The sequence below is a fragment of the Actinacidiphila alni genome, from assembly GCF_900112845.1.
GTDB classification, from domain to species: Bacteria; Actinomycetota; Actinomycetes; order Streptomycetales; family Streptomycetaceae; genus Actinacidiphila; species Actinacidiphila alni.
Window position 1 is genome coordinate 41,124 of the sequence record NZ_FONG01000028.1, and the last position, 16,703, is coordinate 57,826.

At 71.2% G+C, this 16,703-nt stretch carries 21 protein-coding genes and 1 pseudogene; 6 read left to right on the forward strand and 16 right to left on the reverse strand.

Annotated features, from left to right (window positions below; all coding sequences use genetic code 11):
- Nucleotides 1-4: 4 nt before the first annotated feature.
- The 3 genes from BM076_RS32245 to BM076_RS32255 form a co-directional block, all read right to left on the reverse strand.
- Entirely contained in the window at nt 5-277 is a 273-nt protein-coding gene (locus BM076_RS32245; RefSeq protein ID WP_093717307.1) for a hypothetical protein, read from the reverse strand.
- A gap of 134 nt (nt 278-411) precedes the next feature.
- Nucleotides 412-1,386, reverse strand: coding sequence for a TIGR03557 family F420-dependent LLM class oxidoreductase (locus tag BM076_RS32250; RefSeq protein ID WP_093717347.1), 975 nt, complete (start codon nt 1,384-1,386; stop codon nt 412-414).
- A 116-nt stretch (nt 1,387-1,502) separates the two neighbouring features.
- Nucleotides 1,503-1,706, reverse strand: a complete 204-nt coding sequence (locus BM076_RS32255; protein ID WP_093717308.1) for an antitoxin — start codon at nt 1,704-1,706, stop codon at nt 1,503-1,505.
- Between the two features lie 391 nt (nt 1,707-2,097).
- On the opposite strand from BM076_RS32255, the gene BM076_RS32260 reads away from it, so the two are divergent.
- A complete protein-coding gene (locus BM076_RS32260; RefSeq protein ID WP_093717309.1) occupies nt 2,098-3,513 on the forward strand; it encodes a PLP-dependent cysteine synthase family protein in 1,416 nt (471 codons plus the stop codon).
- Between the two features lie 321 nt (nt 3,514-3,834).
- Here BM076_RS32260 and BM076_RS32265 read toward each other — a convergent pair whose 3' ends face one another.
- Together BM076_RS32265 and BM076_RS32270 are read right to left on the reverse strand one after the other, a co-directional pair.
- Nucleotides 3,835-5,712 (reverse strand): UvrD-helicase domain-containing protein, encoded by a 1,878-nt coding sequence (locus BM076_RS32265; RefSeq protein ID WP_322936869.1) that lies wholly within the window; start codon nt 5,710-5,712, stop codon nt 3,835-3,837.
- A gap of 152 nt (nt 5,713-5,864) precedes the next feature.
- Nucleotides 5,865-7,532, reverse strand: coding sequence for a sensor histidine kinase (locus tag BM076_RS32270; protein WP_093717310.1), 1,668 nt, complete (start codon nt 7,530-7,532; stop codon nt 5,865-5,867).
- 170 nt (nt 7,533-7,702) lie between these two features.
- On the opposite strand from BM076_RS32270, the gene BM076_RS32275 reads away from it, so the two are divergent.
- The gene (locus tag BM076_RS32275; protein ID WP_093717349.1) at nt 7,703-8,137 is read left to right on the forward strand and encodes a response regulator; all 435 of its coding nucleotides are present in this window, start codon (nt 7,703-7,705) and stop codon (nt 8,135-8,137) included.
- A gap of 43 nt (nt 8,138-8,180) precedes the next feature.
- Here the strand turns inward: BM076_RS32275 and BM076_RS32280 are convergent, their stop codons facing one another.
- The 3 genes from BM076_RS32280 to BM076_RS32290 form a co-directional block, all read right to left on the reverse strand.
- Nucleotides 8,181-8,579, reverse strand: a complete 399-nt coding sequence (locus BM076_RS32280; protein ID WP_093717311.1) for an ATP-binding protein — start codon at nt 8,577-8,579, stop codon at nt 8,181-8,183.
- A gap of 261 nt (nt 8,580-8,840) precedes the next feature.
- Complete coding sequence (locus tag BM076_RS32285; protein ID WP_093717312.1) at nt 8,841-9,203, reverse strand: STAS domain-containing protein; 363 nt, start codon at nt 9,201-9,203, stop codon at nt 8,841-8,843.
- Between the two features lie 322 nt (nt 9,204-9,525).
- The gene (locus BM076_RS32290; protein ID WP_143120702.1) at nt 9,526-9,903 is read right to left on the reverse strand and encodes a DUF5999 family protein; all 378 of its coding nucleotides are present in this window, start codon (nt 9,901-9,903) and stop codon (nt 9,526-9,528) included.
- A 291-nt stretch (nt 9,904-10,194) separates the two neighbouring features.
- On the opposite strand from BM076_RS32290, the gene BM076_RS32295 reads away from it, so the two are divergent.
- The gene (locus tag BM076_RS32295) at nt 10,195-10,623 is read left to right on the forward strand and encodes an STAS domain-containing protein (protein ID WP_177246718.1); all 429 of its coding nucleotides are present in this window, start codon (nt 10,195-10,197) and stop codon (nt 10,621-10,623) included.
- Between the two features lie 109 nt (nt 10,624-10,732).
- On the forward strand, nt 10,733-10,963 hold the full coding sequence (locus BM076_RS32300) for a hypothetical protein (protein ID WP_093717315.1): 231 nt from the start codon (nt 10,733-10,735) through the stop codon (nt 10,961-10,963).
- Nucleotides 10,964-11,072: 109 nt separating this feature from the next.
- Here the strand turns inward: BM076_RS32300 and BM076_RS32305 are convergent, their stop codons facing one another.
- From BM076_RS32305 to BM076_RS32320, 6 genes and pseudogenes are all read right to left on the reverse strand, one after another.
- Nucleotides 11,073-11,528: a hypothetical protein gene (locus BM076_RS32305; RefSeq protein ID WP_093717316.1), complete on the reverse strand. Its 456-nt coding sequence runs from the start codon at nt 11,526-11,528 to the stop codon at nt 11,073-11,075.
- A gap of 362 nt (nt 11,529-11,890) precedes the next feature.
- Complete coding sequence (locus tag BM076_RS32310) at nt 11,891-12,181, reverse strand: DUF3253 domain-containing protein (protein WP_093717317.1); 291 nt, start codon at nt 12,179-12,181, stop codon at nt 11,891-11,893.
- A gap of 169 nt (nt 12,182-12,350) precedes the next feature.
- A complete protein-coding gene (locus tag BM076_RS38230; RefSeq protein WP_322936874.1) occupies nt 12,351-12,608 on the reverse strand; it encodes a DUF3553 domain-containing protein in 258 nt (85 codons plus the stop codon).
- A 25-nt stretch (nt 12,609-12,633) separates the two neighbouring features.
- A pseudogene (locus BM076_RS38235) lies at nt 12,634-12,834 on the reverse strand (RecQ family zinc-binding domain-containing protein); the annotation flags it as partial.
- Between the two features lie 59 nt (nt 12,835-12,893).
- Nucleotides 12,894-13,244 carry a helicase-related protein gene (locus BM076_RS38395; protein WP_245796589.1) on the reverse strand — a complete coding sequence of 117 codons (351 nt, stop codon included), beginning with the start codon at nt 13,242-13,244 and terminating at the stop codon, nt 12,894-12,896.
- Between the two features lie 199 nt (nt 13,245-13,443).
- Nucleotides 13,444-13,734: a DUF3040 domain-containing protein gene (locus tag BM076_RS32320; RefSeq protein ID WP_093717318.1), complete on the reverse strand. Its 291-nt coding sequence runs from the start codon at nt 13,732-13,734 to the stop codon at nt 13,444-13,446.
- 171 nt (nt 13,735-13,905) lie between these two features.
- Here BM076_RS32320 and BM076_RS32325 point away from each other — a divergent pair, with 171 nt between their 5' ends.
- Entirely contained in the window at nt 13,906-14,076 is a 171-nt protein-coding gene (locus BM076_RS32325) for a hydrophobic protein (RefSeq protein ID WP_093717319.1), read from the forward strand.
- A gap of 269 nt (nt 14,077-14,345) precedes the next feature.
- On the opposite strand, the gene BM076_RS32330 is transcribed toward BM076_RS32325, so the two are convergent.
- Complete coding sequence (locus BM076_RS32330) at nt 14,346-15,191, reverse strand: LLM class flavin-dependent oxidoreductase (protein WP_093717320.1); 846 nt, start codon at nt 15,189-15,191, stop codon at nt 14,346-14,348.
- A gap of 308 nt (nt 15,192-15,499) precedes the next feature.
- Between BM076_RS32330 and BM076_RS32335 the strand changes: the two genes are divergently transcribed.
- Nucleotides 15,500-15,874 carry a hypothetical protein gene (locus tag BM076_RS32335; RefSeq protein WP_093717350.1) on the forward strand — a complete coding sequence of 125 codons (375 nt, stop codon included), beginning with the start codon at nt 15,500-15,502 and terminating at the stop codon, nt 15,872-15,874.
- Nucleotides 15,875-15,937: 63 nt separating this feature from the next.
- Here the strand turns inward: BM076_RS32335 and BM076_RS32340 are convergent, their stop codons facing one another.
- The gene (locus tag BM076_RS32340) at nt 15,938-16,456 is read right to left on the reverse strand and encodes a PRC-barrel domain-containing protein (RefSeq protein WP_093717321.1); all 519 of its coding nucleotides are present in this window, start codon (nt 16,454-16,456) and stop codon (nt 15,938-15,940) included.
- Between the last annotated feature and the right edge of the window lie 247 nt (nt 16,457-16,703).

The following is a 16,703-nucleotide window of genomic DNA, read 5'->3' on the forward strand; positions in this document are numbered from 1 at the left end:
CGGGTCAGGCTGTGGGGGCGGCCCGCAGGACCAGCCGGAGCGTATAGACCGGCTGGGTCCGAGCCGTGGTCCACGTAGCCGCGGCAACGGCGTAGTCAGGCCCTTCCTTGAGCCAGTCGGCGACGGCCTGCATGAGGACGGCAGGGCTGTCGGCGGCCATCACCAGCTCGCCGTCGTCCTCCACCGTCACCCAGACATCCTGATGGGAGTTGACGAAAGTGCCTGCGCGGGAGCGGAGTTCCTCGGTCACGGACAGTGGCATCTCGGTGGAAGTCATGGGTCACCCCGTCGTTATGGTGGAACGGTCGAGCCACCCCTTCCCCGCCACGCGGCCGACACACCGCGGCCGTTCGGCCGCGCTCTCGTCCTCGACCGCCCTTGTCGGGAGCGCCTGCCGCGGCCCCGCACGCCCTACGCCGTCGAGGGAACGAGCGCGCGGATGCGTCCGTCGAGCTCGCGGCGGTAGAAATCGATGAAGCCGTCGGGATCGGGCCCGGCGTTCTGCATCACCAGATGGTCGAAACCGGCGTCCACGAAGGGCTGAGCCACCTCGACGTAGCGCGCGGGGTCGTTGCCGCACGCGAAGCGGGCCAGCATGTCCTCCTCGCGCACCGTCGTGGAAGCGGCCTCGAAGTTGGCCGGGTTGGGGAGTTCGCTCATCACCTTCCACCCGGTCACCGCCCACCGTGTGGTCTCCAGCGCGGCCCGTGCGGCGCTGTGCTCGTCGGGAGCCCAGGCCATGGGCACTTCCGCGTAACGCGGTCCGCTGCCGCCCGCCTCGCGGAACGCATCGACCAGGTCGCCGCGGGGCTCGGTCGCGAAGAGACCGTCCCCGAGTTCGGCCGCCAGCCGGGCCGCGTCCCTGCCGCCGGCCGCGACCGCGATCGGCGGCGGCTCCGGCGGCAGGTCGAAGACCCGGGCGTCGTCCAGCGCCAGATACGTACCGCGGTACGACTGGTAACCGCCGCTCCACAGCAGTCGGATGATCTCCAGCGCCTCCCGGAGCAGTGCGTGCCGCTCCGGTACGGAATTGGGGAAGCCACGCCCGACGACGTGCTCGTTGAGCCGTTCCCCGGCACCGACACCGAGGGTGAAGCGGCCGTCAGAGAGCAGGGCCAGTGTCGCGGCGGCCTGCGCGATGATCGCCGGGTGGTAACGGACCGTCGGACATGTGACGCCCGTGGCAAGTCCGATGCGCTCGGTCCGAGCCGCGACTGTGCCGAACACCGTCCAGGCGAAGGGCGAGTGGCCCTGGACGTCCAGCCACGGGTGGAAGTGGTCGCTCATCTCCACGAAGTCGAACCCCGCCTGTTCGGCGAGGACTGCCTGGCGTACCAGCTCCTTCGGGCCGAACCCCTCGGCGGACAATTTGTAGCCGATCTTCACGTTCACTCGATTCCCGTCGGTCCACGTCGGCGCCCGCGCCACGTTCTCGGCGGACCGGAGCGCCGCGATCCGGGACGTCCACTCTGCCCGGGCCGCGGCGCTCCTGTTAGGCGAGGTCAGGCGTCCCTGGCCGGATCGTCCGCGTCGCCGCCGTAGGCCTTTTGGACGCTGTCGACACCACGGTCGATCTGGTCGTCGTACTTATGGCCCGTACGGTCCTGGGCGAAGTCCTGACCCCGGTCCGCGGCCTTGTCGACCTGATCGGGGTGGTCCTTCGCCGCTTCCTTGGCCTTGTTGACGAGATCTCCGAACTTGCCCATGCCTGATCCTTCCCTTCACAACAGGTGCTACCGGCCGGTCGCCTACCCGTATGAGCGCCGGCCAGTACCGTTCGACGGTGTTCGGCTGATCGGCGCGGTTCCCGTACCGCTCGGCCGTGGTCAGGGGCGGGGCGCCCCTGGTGACCAGCCGGATGGGGCGCCCCTGCGCGGCGGATCCGTTCACACGGGGGATGTCCCGGATCCGATGCCCGCTCCGGTCGTGTGCCCGGTCCGGTGGCCGGCGCCCTCGAACACTACGGGGAACGCCGTTCACGAAAGAGTGATGCGGAACCCCGCAGGCGCATGATCCACTCGGCCGGGAGCGCCGGGTGACGAACGCTCAGGAGTCGCCGTATGCGCCCGGCCCGGATCGACCGAACGAGGAGATGTGATGGCCAGGTACGAGTCGGTCCTCGACACCGTCGGTGGGACCCCGCTGATCCGGCTCACCCGAGCCGCCGCGGGACTGCGCCCGCGCATCTACGTCAAGCCCGAGTGGCAGAATCCCGGCGGCAGCGTGAAGGACCGGGCGGCGCTGTGGATGCTGCGCCGGGCGGAGGCCGACGGGTCACTGCGTCCGGGCGGCACCGTCGTCGAGGTGACCAGCGGCAACACCGGTATCGGCCTTGCTCTCGTGGCCGCACGGCTCGGCTACCGCACGGTGGTCTTCACCAGCTCCGGGACCTCCCGGGAGAAGCGTGACCAACTCGCCGCCTACGGTGCCGAGGTCCGGCTGGTCGACGCCTTCGTCCCGCGGGAACACCCGGACAGCATGCGCTCCCGAGGCGCCCGGTTCGCCGCCGAGACCCCCGGCGCCTGGTTCGTCGACCAGTACGACAACCCGGCCAACCCGGCGGCGCACATCGCCACCACGGGCCCGGAGATCTGGGCGGACACCAACGGCGAGGTCACCCACTTCGTCGCCACGGTCGGCACCGGCGGCACGATCTCGGGCACCGGCCGCTACCTCAGGGAGGCGAGCGACGGCCGGGTGCGTGTCATCGGCGCCGATCCCGCCACTTCGCTCTACGCCGGCGGCGACGGCAGCCAGAAGGCCGTCGAAGGCGCGGGACACGTCCTCCACCCTGACGCCGCGGCCGACGTCTGGCCACAAGCCCTCGACACCGACGTGATCGACCGGTTCATCGCCGTCCACGACCAGGACGCGATCGACGCGGTGCGGCGGCTGGCCCGCACTGAAGGCATCCTCGCGGGCGGCTCGTCGGGCGTCGCCCTGGTCGCGGCCTTTCGCGTCGCCGAGGACCTCACGGAGGACGACACCGTGGTGGTCCTGCTGCCGGATTCGGGACGCGCCTATCTCTCGACGTACTTCAACGACCAGTGGCTCTGCGCGAACGGCTTCCGCGGTCCCGCGCCCGCGGAGGGCCCGGTCGTCGGCGACGAGGCCTGCGTGGCCCGGCTCGTGGAGCGGGACGAACGACCGGCGGATGCCGTACGGCGGCTCGCGGCGGCCGGGGCGGCGGACGACGACGCGGTGCTTGTCGTGTACCCGCGTCCCCGGCGTCTGCTCGCCGCGCACCCTTCCGAACTCCTCGGCTGGACCACCGTCGGCCGGCTCCGCGCCGCCCCGTCGGTGAGCGATGCCGTCCGACCGCTCGGCCCCCGGCTGGGCATCGGCCTACCGCTGTCCGATCCCGCGGTGACCGGCTGGACAGCGGCGGACACCGAGGTCGCTCCGGTCCTCGACCGCGGACGAGTGACCGCGACATTGTCCCGCCGGACTCTGGCCGGTCCGCCGCCGACCACGCAGCCGCCGACCGCCTCTGACGGCGCCGACGTCGGGTGACCGGCCGCGGAGCGAGGACGGGACCAGAACGACCTCGCCGGTTGAACCGTTCGCGGATCACGACTGCCGCCTGGCCGTCCACAGTTCGCAGCACGTAGGTCCTTGCGGCACAGCGGCCGGCCCTGGGCCAGGGGGCCGAAGTCCGGATTGCGGCGTGCGCGAGCTCGGATTTTTCCGCACGTGCCGTGCGGGGCGGGAGTGGAATGCTGGCAGGAATAGACACTCTCATCCGGGGAGTTGCGGGGTCGGCGTCCTCAGGGGGGGACGCCGGCCTCGTGCCCCGTCCGTCCACTGTCCCGCGAGTGGTTCAGCCTTCGTGGCCTACGCCCGCCCCACCGGCTGACCGTCCGGCGCCGCGGGCGGTGCGTCCGGGTGGTCGTCGAACCAGGCGAGGCCGCTGGGATCGAGGTGGTGCCGGGCGCGGGTGACGGCGACGTAGGCGAGGCGGGCCTCGGCCGGGCCGACCGGGCGGAGGACCGGACGGCCGTGGTCGTCGGTCTCCTCGCCCGGTACGGGTTCAAAATCCGGCGCGATGCGCACGGTGTCCCACTCGCGGCCCTTGGCCTTGTGCGCCGTGGAGACCACGACATCGGCCCGGCGTTCGTCGTCGAGCCGACGGACGGCGCGCAGGACGAGATCCACGCCGTGCTCGTCGATGATCTCGACCAGGGGCAGCAGGTCGTGCCCCGACGGGTCGTCCTCGGCGTACTCGCGCAGCTCCTGCCAGGTGCCGAAGAGCACCAGATCCCGGTGACCGGCGCGGCCACCCGCCTTGAGCTGCCCGGCGGCGACAGCGAGATCCTCGAGCGCCCTGCCGCCGCCGACGAGCCCGACGCTGCGGTTGCCGGCGAGCAGATCGAGCACGGCAAGCATCGCGCCGACATTGGTACGGCACAGAACGGCGTCCGGCGAGGCGGCCGGGCCGATGGTCGTGTCCAGACCGGGGTCCCCGCGGAGCCGGACGGGGGAGTCGACGACGGTCAGCCATCTGTTGGCCTGCCGCGCCAGGGCGGGCCCGAAGCGGAAGGACTGCGACAGGACGAGATGCAGGCCCGCGAAGCCGGCCATCACGTCGCGGGCGCCGCGCCAGCCGTAGATCGCCTGCGCGGAGTCGCCGACCATCACGAGCTGGGCGTGTCCCCGCTGGGCGTTGAACACCTGCTCCAGCACGGGGTTGGTGTCCTGCGCCTCGTCCAGGAGCAGGAAGTCGCCCGCTATCCGCGGTTCGGTCATCGCCCACATCTTGAAATAGTGGTCGTGCTCGAAGCGCATCGCGTCGCCGGACGGGTCCTGCAGATCCCGCCACGCCCGTACGGCGTACGGCAGCACGACCTCGGCGAGCCGCGCGTACTCCTCCTCGCCGGCGAGTCCTCGCAACCACGGCACGTGGTGCAGGGCCGGCTCCGGGTCGGCGGACTGGCAGAAGGCCCGCACGGTACGGACCATGGCGTAGGCGAGTCCGCGGTTGGTGACCGTGCGGTCCCCGATCGGCACCTCCATGGCCGGCGCGATACCGAGGGCGGCGCCGGCCTGCCAGGCGGGTTTGCGCGGTGCCTGGAGCCGCCTCTCGAAACGCCGGCCGACGGCCGCGTGGGCGAGGGAGTGCGCGGTCCGGCACGCCACGTTCCGCGGGAATCTCATGGCCGCGGCGTCCGCGATGGGCCGGTTGAAGGCGAAGTACTGACCGCGCCGCCCCGCGGACGCCGCCGCCGCGGCGAGGAGCAGCAACGTCGTGGTCTTCCCCGTCCCCGCGCCGGCCTGCAGTGCCATGTGCCCGCCGGAGCCGAACGCCTCGCTCGCCGCGCGCTGTTCCTCGGTCACCCGGACACCGGAGAGCACCCTGCGGTCCGCGTAGGACCGCGCGGCGCGGTCCGTACGTGGCGGCACCGTCGCGCCGACGGGCATGGTCCGCGTGTCGGCCAGCCATCGGTCGGCCGCGGACACCGCTTCCCGCACCACATGCAGGTCCGCGGCGGCCAGCGTCCGCACGCCCAGCCGGACGGCCAGTTCGGCCCGCACCGCGGCTGCGGTGAGGCCGGTCGCGCGGGTCAGCTCCCCGATCAGCCGCCGCAGGTCGGCCGCGGGATTCCAGGTCAGCCCGGGATGGCGCACAGGCGCGTCGGCCCGCTCCGGCCGGCCGAACAGGCCGGGCTGCCCGTCGTCATCCTCCGGGGCCGTCTTGCGCTGTGGGCTGCTCACATCCACCTCGACAGGGACGCGGAATCAGGTCAGGCCCACGGTAATGGGCGGCACTGACACCGCGATGCTGCGCGACGTGACGAACGTCCCAGGACAACTGGCGCAATTCCCCGGCCCCGACGGCCTGTTCTGCCCCGACCCGCCGCGGTGGTTCAGGCATCCGCCGCGGGATCGGTGGCCGGACCGGGGGGCGCGGCCGGGGCGGCGGGGAGGGTGAAGTCGACGCGGGTCCCGGGGGAGTGCTCCGGATCGACGCCGATCGTTCCACCGTGGAGTTCGACGACCTTCTTGCACATGGCCAGGCCGATGCCGTTTCCCTCGTACGTGTCCCGGGTGTGCAGCCGCTGGAAGATGACGAAGACGCGCTCGCTGAATTCGCGATCGATGCCGATGCCGTTGTCCGTCACGGAGAAGCGCCAGAAGTCTCCGTCGGGTTCGGCGGACACGTGGATGCGCGGCGGGTGATCGGGCCGACGGAACTTGATCGCGTTGGACAGAAGATTCTGGAACAGCATGCCGAACTGTGTGGTGTCACCGGTGACGGTGGGGAGTTCGGTGCGGGTGATCTCGGCGCCGGATTCCTCGACGGCCACGGCCAGGGCGTCCACGGTGGCGTCGTGGATCTGTTCCAGGTCGACGGGGACCTGGTCGTTGTGGAGGCGGCCCACCCGTGAGAAGGCCAGCAGGTCGTTGATGAGGGTCTGCATGCGGTTGGCGCCGTCGACGGCGAAGCCGATGTAGGTGCGGGCCCTGTCGTCCAGCTCGGACGCGTAGCGGCGTTCCAGCAACTGGCAGAACGAGGCGACCTTTCGCAGCGGCTCCTGCAGGTCGTGCGAGGCGACGTACGCGAACTGCTCCAGCTCGGAGTTGGAGCGCTGCAGATCCTCGGCCTGCTCCGTGAGCAGGCGGTGCGCGAGGTTGCTGGCAGCCAGTTCCTGCGACAGTCGGCGCCGCATCGTCTCGACGTCGTCGCCGAGGCCGCGCAGGTCGGCGGGTCCGGTCGCCTCGATGGCGTGGCCGAAGTCGCCGTCGCTGACCTTGCGGGTGTCGCGGGACAACCGCAGCAGTGGCGAGGTGATACCGCGCCGCAGTCCTTCGACGGCGAGGACGGCGAGCAGCAGGATGACGAGGGCGGTGGCCGCGAAGATCCAGTCACGCAGGCGGGTGGTATGGCTGAGGCGCTGCCGGGCGGCCGAGCGCTCCGCACGCAGGTGGTCCTGCTGGGTCGCCGCAGCCTTGCGGATGCGGTCGAAGGACGTCTTTCCCGCCTCGACCTGGCCGGGACCGAGGGAGCGCACCGCGGACGGCGAGGCGCCCGCGACGGGTTCGGCGATCGTGCGCTGCCAGTCGCGCACCCGGTCGAGCATCTGCTGGAGGTCCGCCTCGGCCCGGCGGTCGCCGGTGATGGCCGTACGGATCGCGGTGAGCGCGGTCTTCTCGTCGGCGAGACCTTGGGTGTAGGGCTGCAGGAACGTGCGACGGCCGGAGAGGGCGTAACCCCGCACTCCGGTCTCCTGGTTGATGACCGCCATCTCCAGGCGGACGGAGTTGACCAGGGCGGGCGAGGTGTGGTCGACCATGTCGGAGGTCACGGACGATGAATGGGCGAGCGTCCAGCCGCCGACCACGCCGAGCGCCGCCAGCACCAGCAGTGCCACGCCCGACACCACGGCGAGCCAGCGGCCGGTGGTCCACCGCTCGACCCGGGACCGCGCGGGGGCCGAACCCGCGTCGCTGTCGGGGCCGACCCGCGGGAGGGGCACCGCCGCGGAGTCCGTACCCCGTTCCTCGACAACCCCAGCCGGAGTCCGTGCTGCCATGGTCCGTCCCTCCCCGCGCCTGACCACCCGCTACGGGGGCAGCCGAACAGTACACGGCCCGGAACACCGCACGACAACAAAGGTTGTCGAACGCTCGTGGTTGCCCGTAAGGTCCGGTCAGGTGCGGAGGGCCTTCGCCGTCACCTCCGACCCAGCACTTGGAGCCGAACATGATCGTCGCCCCCGGGCGTGCCGATGACATCCTCCTCGTCGAGGACGACGCCGCCGACGCGTTGCTCATCGAAGAGGCCCTCCAGGAGAGCCGGACCGGACGGCGGCTGACGCAGGTCACCGACGGGGTCGCGGCGCTTGACTATCTGCGCGACCCCGCGAACGACCTGCCCGACCTGATCGTCCTGGACCTCAACATGCCCCGGATGAACGGCCGTGAGCTGCTCGCCGTCCTCAAGCAGGACGAGCGTCTGCGGATCATTCCGACCGTCGTCCTGACCACGTCCTCCGCGCCGGAGGATGTGGAAGCCGCCTATCGCCGGCACGCCAACGCCTATGTGACCAAGCCGGTGAACCTCGACGAATTCACCGCGGCCGTCAGCAAGATCGACATGTTCTACCTGGACATGGCGACGCGCTTCCCGCGCGTCTGAGGCTGTCGGCGGCGTTCTTCGGGGCGCCTGCGCCGCGGCAGGGTCAGGCGCCGGCCGCGTCGAGCGGAAGGCGCGCGCTGACGTGCTTGCCGGGGCGCCGTGGCGTGACGGTGTAGCCGCCGCACAGTACGGCGACGATCTCCATTCCGTGCCGCCCGATCCTCGTGGGATCCGGCCCCATCGCCACCGGCGCGTCGGACGAGGTGTCCCACACCGAGATCTCGACGGCGCGGCCATCGATCCGCAGTTCCACCCCGCACGGGCCGTCGGTGTGCCGCACGGCGTTGGTGACCAGTTCTGACACCACCAGCACCGCCCGCTCGACGGTGTCCTCCCGCACCGCGGCACCGCCGGTCCCGGCTCCGCGCAGGAAGGAATTGGTGAGAAGCCGGGCCGCGGCGATCGCGCCGCTCGTCCCCGCGAACTCCTTGCTGATCCGCATGTCACCATTTCCCGCGTCCGGCCCTCGGCCACGGTCGAAGTGGTCCACCGTCACGCGTTCAGGACGCATAGTGCCCCCGTCAGGTTCAGGTCCCGCCTACCCCGGTACGCCCCGCTACGCCGAACTATCGCACCGTGACGGCTCCTGTGGCACCGGCTTTCCCGAAGCCGTGCACACCAATCCTTCACAAGGGGCCGGCGCTGTCGGCTCGTTGCCCGCGCCGGACGGCAGGAAGCTTGCGGGGGCGGAGGTCGGGCCGGCTCAGCTGTTTGTACGGCCCCGCATCGCCTCCACGGCCTGGTCACGGGAGTCGTAGACGGGCAGGGACTGCTCCGTCGCGGTCATCCGGAGCAGGAGGACGACCTGCTGGCTGGGCGCCACCAGGGCGATCGATCCGCCGGCTTCCTTCGCGCGCCGTTGCAGCCGTAGCAGGGCGTTCAAGCCTGTCGAGTCGCAGAATTCGAGTCCGGACAGGTCCAGGACGAGAAGCGAATGGGTCTCGAGGGCGGCCGTCGCGCTGTTGTAGAAACCGGGCGTCGTCACGTGGTCCAGTTCCCCTTCCGGGGCCAGGATCGCGACATCTCCGCTTGCCTCACCGCTCACCATGCTCATGCTCTCGGACATGTGCCGGTCTCCTCCCCATCACCGCATACGACGTCATCGAGTCCGGCATCGGTCAGGACGCCTGCTCCATACATCAGTCTGCGTCATCCGCGCATACGGCCACATCAGCCACCGTTCCGGCTACCCGTACCCGCCGCGGACATTCGCCGGGAAACGACAGGTCGCACGTATCGGGTCGTCTGGAACCGTCCGCCGGGACGCATTTCCCGAGTGGTCTTGTCGGCGCCGGCAGCGTTCCGTACGACGGTCAGGACCCGTTCTCCTGCGGCTGCGCCACGGGCTGAAAGACGCCGATACGCGCACGCGGTGCGGGGAGCCGGTGTTACGCGGCGGTCCGATCCCGGCCCCGCTGTTCGGACCCCTCGCCCTGGGCAAGGAGACGCTCCAGGCGGTCCGCGAGGACGTCGCCGTCCGGGCAGAATTCCTCGGCCGCGCAGTCCCGGCAGCCGTCGAGATGCCGCATCGCGGACCGGAACGCATGGGCGAGCTCGGTGAACCACCAGGTCGCGGACCCATCGGCGCGGCGCAGGGGAACGACCGTCCCGCCGGGGCCATGGCCCGCCTCCACGAGCAAGCCGTTGCACAGGAGTGCGGCCCCCGTGGAAGGGTCGGTCAGGACCGGTTCGGCCGAGTCGCTGTCGGACGCGCCGATGGCCGGACAGGGCCGCACATGCGGGCACCAAGGGGATGTGGCGCTCATGACAATTCTCTCCTCCGGGGGCGGGCGTAGTGGTGGCACGCGACAGGGGCCGTCGACGCGGTGCCGTCCCTGCCCGGTGCGGTGACCGGCGGGGTCCGAATGCGCCGACTTGTCGGTGCGGATTCCCCTGCTCCGGGCGGCTATGCAGATGAGTCTTCGCCCGTCACCGCTCCCCACGACGTCGACGGCCGCGCATGGATCCGCCGAAGCGTCGTGCCGCCTTTCTGTGTACTCCCGCGCTCCGTGAGCAGCAGTATTTCGATGCTTCTTTCGATGAGGGTGAGGGCGGGCGTGGACGGTAGAACGGGTGACAGCGGCAGCGGTCGGGCGAGTCAGGGCACCGACAACGGCGCGGGGCGAGCGGGCAGAAGCGGCGAGCGGCGCACCGTAGTGATCGCGGGAGCGGCCGAGCTGGACTGGGAAGGTTCGCAGAAGTTCGGCGCGGAACTGCAGGCCGCGGTCGACGACGGAGCCGACACCGTGGTCGCGGACCTGTCCGGGACCGTGTTCGCCGACTCCACCGTGCTGCTCGGACTGCTCACCGCGCACACCGATCTGACCGCGCGCGGAGGACGGCTGATCATCAGCGGCCCGCTCGCGCCACCCGTGCGGATGCTCTTCAAGGTGACGGGGGTGTCCGAGCACGTGGACTACGCCGATTCCGTGGACGCGGCCAAGGCGGGCACGGTCAGGACGTCCACGCCCGATCCTGCATCGTGACGCGCCACCCGTCCGCGGCCGGGCGCCGCCCCCCAGGCGTCTCCGTACGCCGAGCGGGCAGCCGTCCCACGGCGGAACACCCCAATGCGATGGAGAGGACCGAATCGGCGTGAGTGACCTGGAAGATGCGACACCGGCCACCGTGACGCAGGAACTTCCCGTCCTCGACTACAAACACCTGCCGCGGCTCGAGATCGAACGTCACGTCCTCGGACTCGACGAGGACGCCACCGCGGTCCTGCTGCGTTACGAGTGCGACCACCGTGCCCGTACGCCCGTCATACGGCTGCTCACCGCGCGCCTGCGGCACCTACGGGCCGACCGTCGCAAGCAGCCGTGACGGCCGCACCGGGGCGACGGGCCGGGAAGCCCGGGTGCCGGGTGCGTGCCGGCCTGCGACGAGCGGGGGAACGCCTCCGTCGCGGGGGCCGTCCGCCCCGCCGGAGCGGTCACTCCCGACCGGGCGGCCGGGCCGAGTGGTCGGGATGGCCGTGGGTGCGACGGGACTCCTTCATCTCGGCCTCCTGGATATGGCGCCTGCCGTCCGCCAGGTCCGCGCGGATCCGCTCCTCGATACGGCGGAAGGGTTCGTAGTACGTGTCGTCGTACGCCTCGACCATCTGGAAGGTCCAGTAACCCGGCAGCACATTGCGGCCGACGACCTCGTGTTCGAGCAGATCCGCATGGTCGGTATGGCCCGCCTCCCGCAGACGCGTCACCGCCTCGCCCAGCCGCAGGTCCGCCCCGCCGGTGAGCTGGTGGAAGTCGTAGAGCCTGCCACGGGCCCGCTCCACCGTCTCCAGAGCCTCCGAGAGGATTCCGAGGGCCTCCACCGACGCGTCGGTCATGCCGGGCGGACGCCGATTCGCTGCCTCGGGGCTTCGGGTCTGTTCGTCATGGGTCATGTGCGAGACCTTCCCCGTGCGCGCGGTCCCATGACGGATGTCAGCCGAAGGGGGCAGAGCGCTTGCCGGTCGTCCGGCCAGGACTCCGCCGTGTGCCGTGGACCAGCGGAACGGCTGCCCGTGAGTCCGTCACGAAAGGCTCCGCTGCGAACAAGTGGTCGATCGCCCGCATGATCGCGCCGTTCGCGGCGAGACGACACTGCGGCGGCCGGTTTCCTCGCAATGCCCCTCGGAGGCGGGCCGCCGGCCCGCCGTCGCACACTGGCGACGCGGCGGCGGGCACTCATCGGCTTCGTACGCGAGCGTCACCGTCCCGGGACGTCGCTGTGCGGCGGCGGATCGGTCCACCGTACGACGAGGGCTCACGAGCCGTTCGCTCGGCGGCGGGCCCGCCGGATACGGATCGGGCCGTGAGCCTGGGCCCGGGTGATCGGACGACCGGCCCTGGTGACCTCGACCTCACCGGCGTCGGCCAGGCGCCAGGCGGCCTGACGGGTCCGCTCCATCAGCTCACGCCACCCGTCGTCCTGGCCTGCGTACGCCTCCCGGGCGGCATCGGAGGGACAGATCGACGAGTCCGGTCCCCGCCGGTCCAGCAGATCCACGATGACGCGTTCGAGCGACCGGTCGGTGGTCCGCTCGTCCCTGGTCACCCGCCGAGTGTCGCATGTGGGCGGTGAGCGCGCCGGGCAGACGGGAGGCGCCCGGCGCACGACCGGTTCAGCCGGGGGAGCGCCCCATCTGACAGGGGGCACCGGACGGCCGCCGCCCACCGCTCGGTCCACGGTGCCGCGGGCCCAGGGCGGCCTCGGCGGGTGGTGCTCATCCGACGGTCAGGAGACCGTTCCTCGGCACGGCATCGATGGAGAGCGTGCGGTAGCCGGCGGTGTCGAAGAGCACCGTCACCTGTCCGTCGTCGGCGCTCATCACCGAGCCGTCGCCCCAATGCGCATGGAGCACGCAGATGCCGGGGGCCGGAAGGGGTGCTCCTCGTCCGCGCAGGAGTCGTCCGCGGGGCCGGCCCCCTACCTCCGGTGCCGGACAGGACGTCGGGACCTCCGCCGTCGTCACGGCGGGCACGGTCCGCGGCCACGCACCGATCGCACGTGCCGCACTCGTCGGAGTGTTCCTGGCCGAAGTAGCCGAGCAGGAAGCGGCGACGGCATTTCGCGGTCTCCGCGTAACCGCGCATCATCTCGACGCGGGAGCGCTCCATCTGCTGGTGCGCGTCGCTGAGTTCGACGGCCTGCTGGGCCACGCGGGCCGCGGGCACGTGGTCGGTCGCCGCGACGCGGCCGTTGTCCATGGTGCGGACGGCATCGACCTGACCCAGGAGGTCGACCACCGCGGTGGCCCGGCTGGCGGTCAGATAGGTCTCGTCGCGCAGTTCGCCCGGACGGACGGGCCCTCGTGGTCCTCTAGGGAGTTCGCCACCTGGTCCACCGGGTCGGGGTCGACCGAGCCCGCGGCGAAGAAGCGTTGCATGGCGAGGTCCTTCGCCCGGAACGCGAGGATCGCGCGAGCCGCCTGTCCCTCGCGGCCCGCCCGGCCGATCTCCTGGTAGGAGGCGTCCAGCGACCCGGGCACCGAGGCGTGCAGGACGAACCGGACGTCTGGCTTGTCGATGCCCATGCCGAAGGCGGATGTCGCCACCACCACGTCCAGCGAGCCTTCGAGGAATCCGTCGTGCACGCCGTCGCGGTCGGCCGACGACATCCCGGCGTGGTACGCCGCCAGGTCGAAAATTCGCGGCGACCGCGTTGGTGCCGGCGCGGTCGACGAGCGCCTGTACCTTGGTCGCGCTGGAGCGCGACCAAGGGTGACACGACGATCGTGGGGCCGGTCATCAGCAGGCCGGGCACCTGTTACACCGCGGACTTGCCCGCACCGGTGGGCATCACGACCAACGCCTCGGTCAGCGGGCCGGTCCCGGAGCACCGGATCGGCGGCTGCGGGCGAGAGCCAGTGCGGCTGCCATGGCCGTCAGCGTCCCGGCGGCGAACAGTGCCGGCCGGTGCAGGCCCACCGCTGCGACAACGGCGGTCGCGGTACCGACCGCGAGGACGAGGGCCACCACGGCGGTGCTCCAGATCCGGCCGGGGTGCGGGCTCACGCCGAGGGCGCGGGCCAGGCGCCGGTCGGCGGCGAGACCGCGTTCGATGTCCGACAAGATGCGCAGTTCGCGTTCCGTCAGGCTCGTGCTCATCCTGGCCGCCCCTCACCCGTACCCCGATGTGACAAGGGAATTCCTGCCCCGTGGACGGGCCCCCAATGCAGAGCGGGAAAGGCCGGGCGGCGCGCCCCGGCACCCCGGGAGCGTTCCGACGCGCATATTCCGTGAATCGGCGGGAACGCGGCCCGGCGGAGGTTGATAATCATGGGACCGTTGCTTCTCGTTCTTCTGCTCGCCCTCATTCTCTTCGGCGCGGGATTCGCGCTGAAGATTCTGTGGTGGGTCGCCGTCGTCGTCCTGGTGCTGTGGCTGCTGGGCTTCGTCATGCGCGGCACGCACTCCAGTGGGCGCCGTCATCGCTGGTATCGCTGGTAATACGAAACCGGAGTACGAAGGGTGGGCCGCCGGATCCGATCCGGCGGCCCACCCTTTCTCCGTCCCACGACGGGAGATTGTTCCCGGGTGATCCGGCCCGTCTCCGCGGCACGGGGTAATCTTCCTGTGAGCCGGGACGGTGCCGGGATTGCAGTGGTCCTGCAACCTCCACCCGGCATCGTCCCGGCCGCCGAGGCGCACCGGGTTCCGGCTCGGTACGTCCCCGCGGGTCATCACCCGCGCACGGCGTCACACGGCGTCAGACGATGTCACACGACGTCCGTGAGGCGCTCTACCTGGCCCGGATCCCGGCCGTAGCAGTACAGCATGACCTCGTCGGCGCCGAGGTCGGCGAAGCCGGCGATCGCCGTACGGATCCCGGCCGGCGTGGTGAGCATGCCCGCCACCATCCGATCGGCCATGCCGGTGAACGCGTAGTACGCGGCCATGGCGGTGCGGGCGTCGTCGACGACGCGGTCGGGGCCGAGCGCGACGTTCACCTGTGCGACAAGGCGCGGCTTCCCTTCGCGGCCGTACCGCTTCCAGGACGCCCGGGCGGTGTCGAAGAGTCCGCCCGCCCAGGAGGGCGGCGCGGCGGCGAGAAAGCCGTCGCCCCAGCGGCCGACGCGTGCGATCGCGGCGGGCTTGAAGCCGCCGAACAGCACTTCGGGACCGCCCGGTCGGGCGGGTGCGGGACCGATCGGGCCGACACCGTCCCCGTACGGCTCGCCGGACCACAGACGGCGCATGACCGCCATCTGGGCGTCGAGGCGCCGGCCCCGGGTGCGCATGTCGACACCGGAGACCTGATGGTCGTCGCCCCTGCCGCCGATTCCCAGACCGAGCACGAGGCGGCCGCCGGTCATCCGGTCCAAGGTGGCGGACTGCTTGGCGAGGAGGGCGGCATCACGCAGGGGCGCGAGCAGCACCTCTGTCTGGAGACGGATGCGGGTGGTGGCGCCCGCGAGGACGGCGAGCGCCACCAGAGGTTCAGGATTGTCGTAGACGAGCCGGTCGAGCAGGCCGAGGGTGCTGAAGGGCCCGGCGTCCGCGCACCGGGCCCATGTCAGCAAGGCGGCGGGGTCGGCGATGGGCAGACCGATACCCACGTTCATGAAGGAGACCTCCGAAAAGAAGGGACGGCAATGACAGTTGCCGCCCCTTCTGCACCCCACTGAGGTGGGACGTTCCCGCTCTGCGGCGTGCTTCCGAGGAACGTCGGATCGAAGTGGTGTCACCTTAGAGCGGTCCTGCCCGCCGGGACAACGCGATATCGCGGCCCGAGGACCGACGGCCCAGCGGTCCTCGGTGGCGGGATCGATCTTGCCGGTCCTGATGTTCGTCAGGGTCGAACCGGCCCGAGGACGGCCTAGCGTCGGCGGTGACGGTCGGCGGGCCCGGCCGCGGACGGAGGGACACCATCATGCGCAGGACCACCTGGAAAGCCGCCGCGCTCGCCATCGTCACCGCGGCGGTGGCGGCATTGGGCACCGGCGGGGCACATGCGGCGGACGGGACCGTTCACGGCTGCCCCAGCGGGGCGGTCTGCATCTATCCCGAGGGCGCGAGCATCCTCACCAGCACGCCGACGGACTTCTTCTACAGCTACGGTGCCCACAACCTCCACAACCAGTTCGGCGTCCACGACGTGTTCAACAACCAGTACGGCAGTCTCAACGCCACCGCTCAGCTGTGCACCGGCTACAACGGCGTGAACTGTGTGACCACCATCGGACTGCACGGAAACGGCATGTTCGACCTGACACCGATCAATTCGATCGTCCTGAACCGCCCGTGAAGCTCGGCGTCGCGGCAACCGTCGGCAACCGTTTCGAGGAGGCCGCGGTCACGCGGCAGGCCATCATTCGACGGTGCCGACTCCCGCGTCGGGCAAGGACTTGAGTTCGTCCTTGCTCAGTCCGACCCGGATGGTGTCGCCGACGCGCGTGACATCGGCGAGGGGGATGGCGACGGTCTTGCGTCCCCACAAGTGCCCTTCGGCGAGCAGCACATGGGTGATGGTGTCGCTCTCCGGGTCGATGACCAGGCCGTGGACGCGGCCGGTCTCGCCGTCGGTGGCCTCCACACGCTCGCCCCGGCGGATCTGCACGGTGCCCGCGGGGACGCGCTCGCGGGTCACGGGGCCCTGGTCGAGGGCGTCGACCGCGGCGCGCGGGGTGCTCATGCCGATGATCGCGGCATTGGGCCCGAAGTAGGGCCAGAGCATGACGCGGTCGGGGTCGTAGCCGAAGTCGTCGGCGGGGCCGGGGAGGAACTCGGATTGTTCGGCGGGCGCGAGCCGGGCGAATTCTGCGTGATCGCACCGCAGGACGATCTCCTCGGCCTTCTCCGCGTCCTTGACCACGAGGTCCACCGGCACGAGCCTCAGCGTCTCATGTCCGGGGCCGACAACCAGATGGCGGCGAACCGGCCTCGCCGTTCTCCCTCGCACACCGGCCGGGCATGGGTGCGCCCGGCCTCCGGGGGGGTGGAGGGCCGGGCGCTGCCGGACGACGATTGCTCGCCGTCGGTCCCCGAGGGGATAGGGACAGCCTGGGGGTCCGATCGTTCGCCTGCCCGCCGGCCGTGTCGGTATGCACGCCGATCGGGAAATCGTGCGCGGTCCG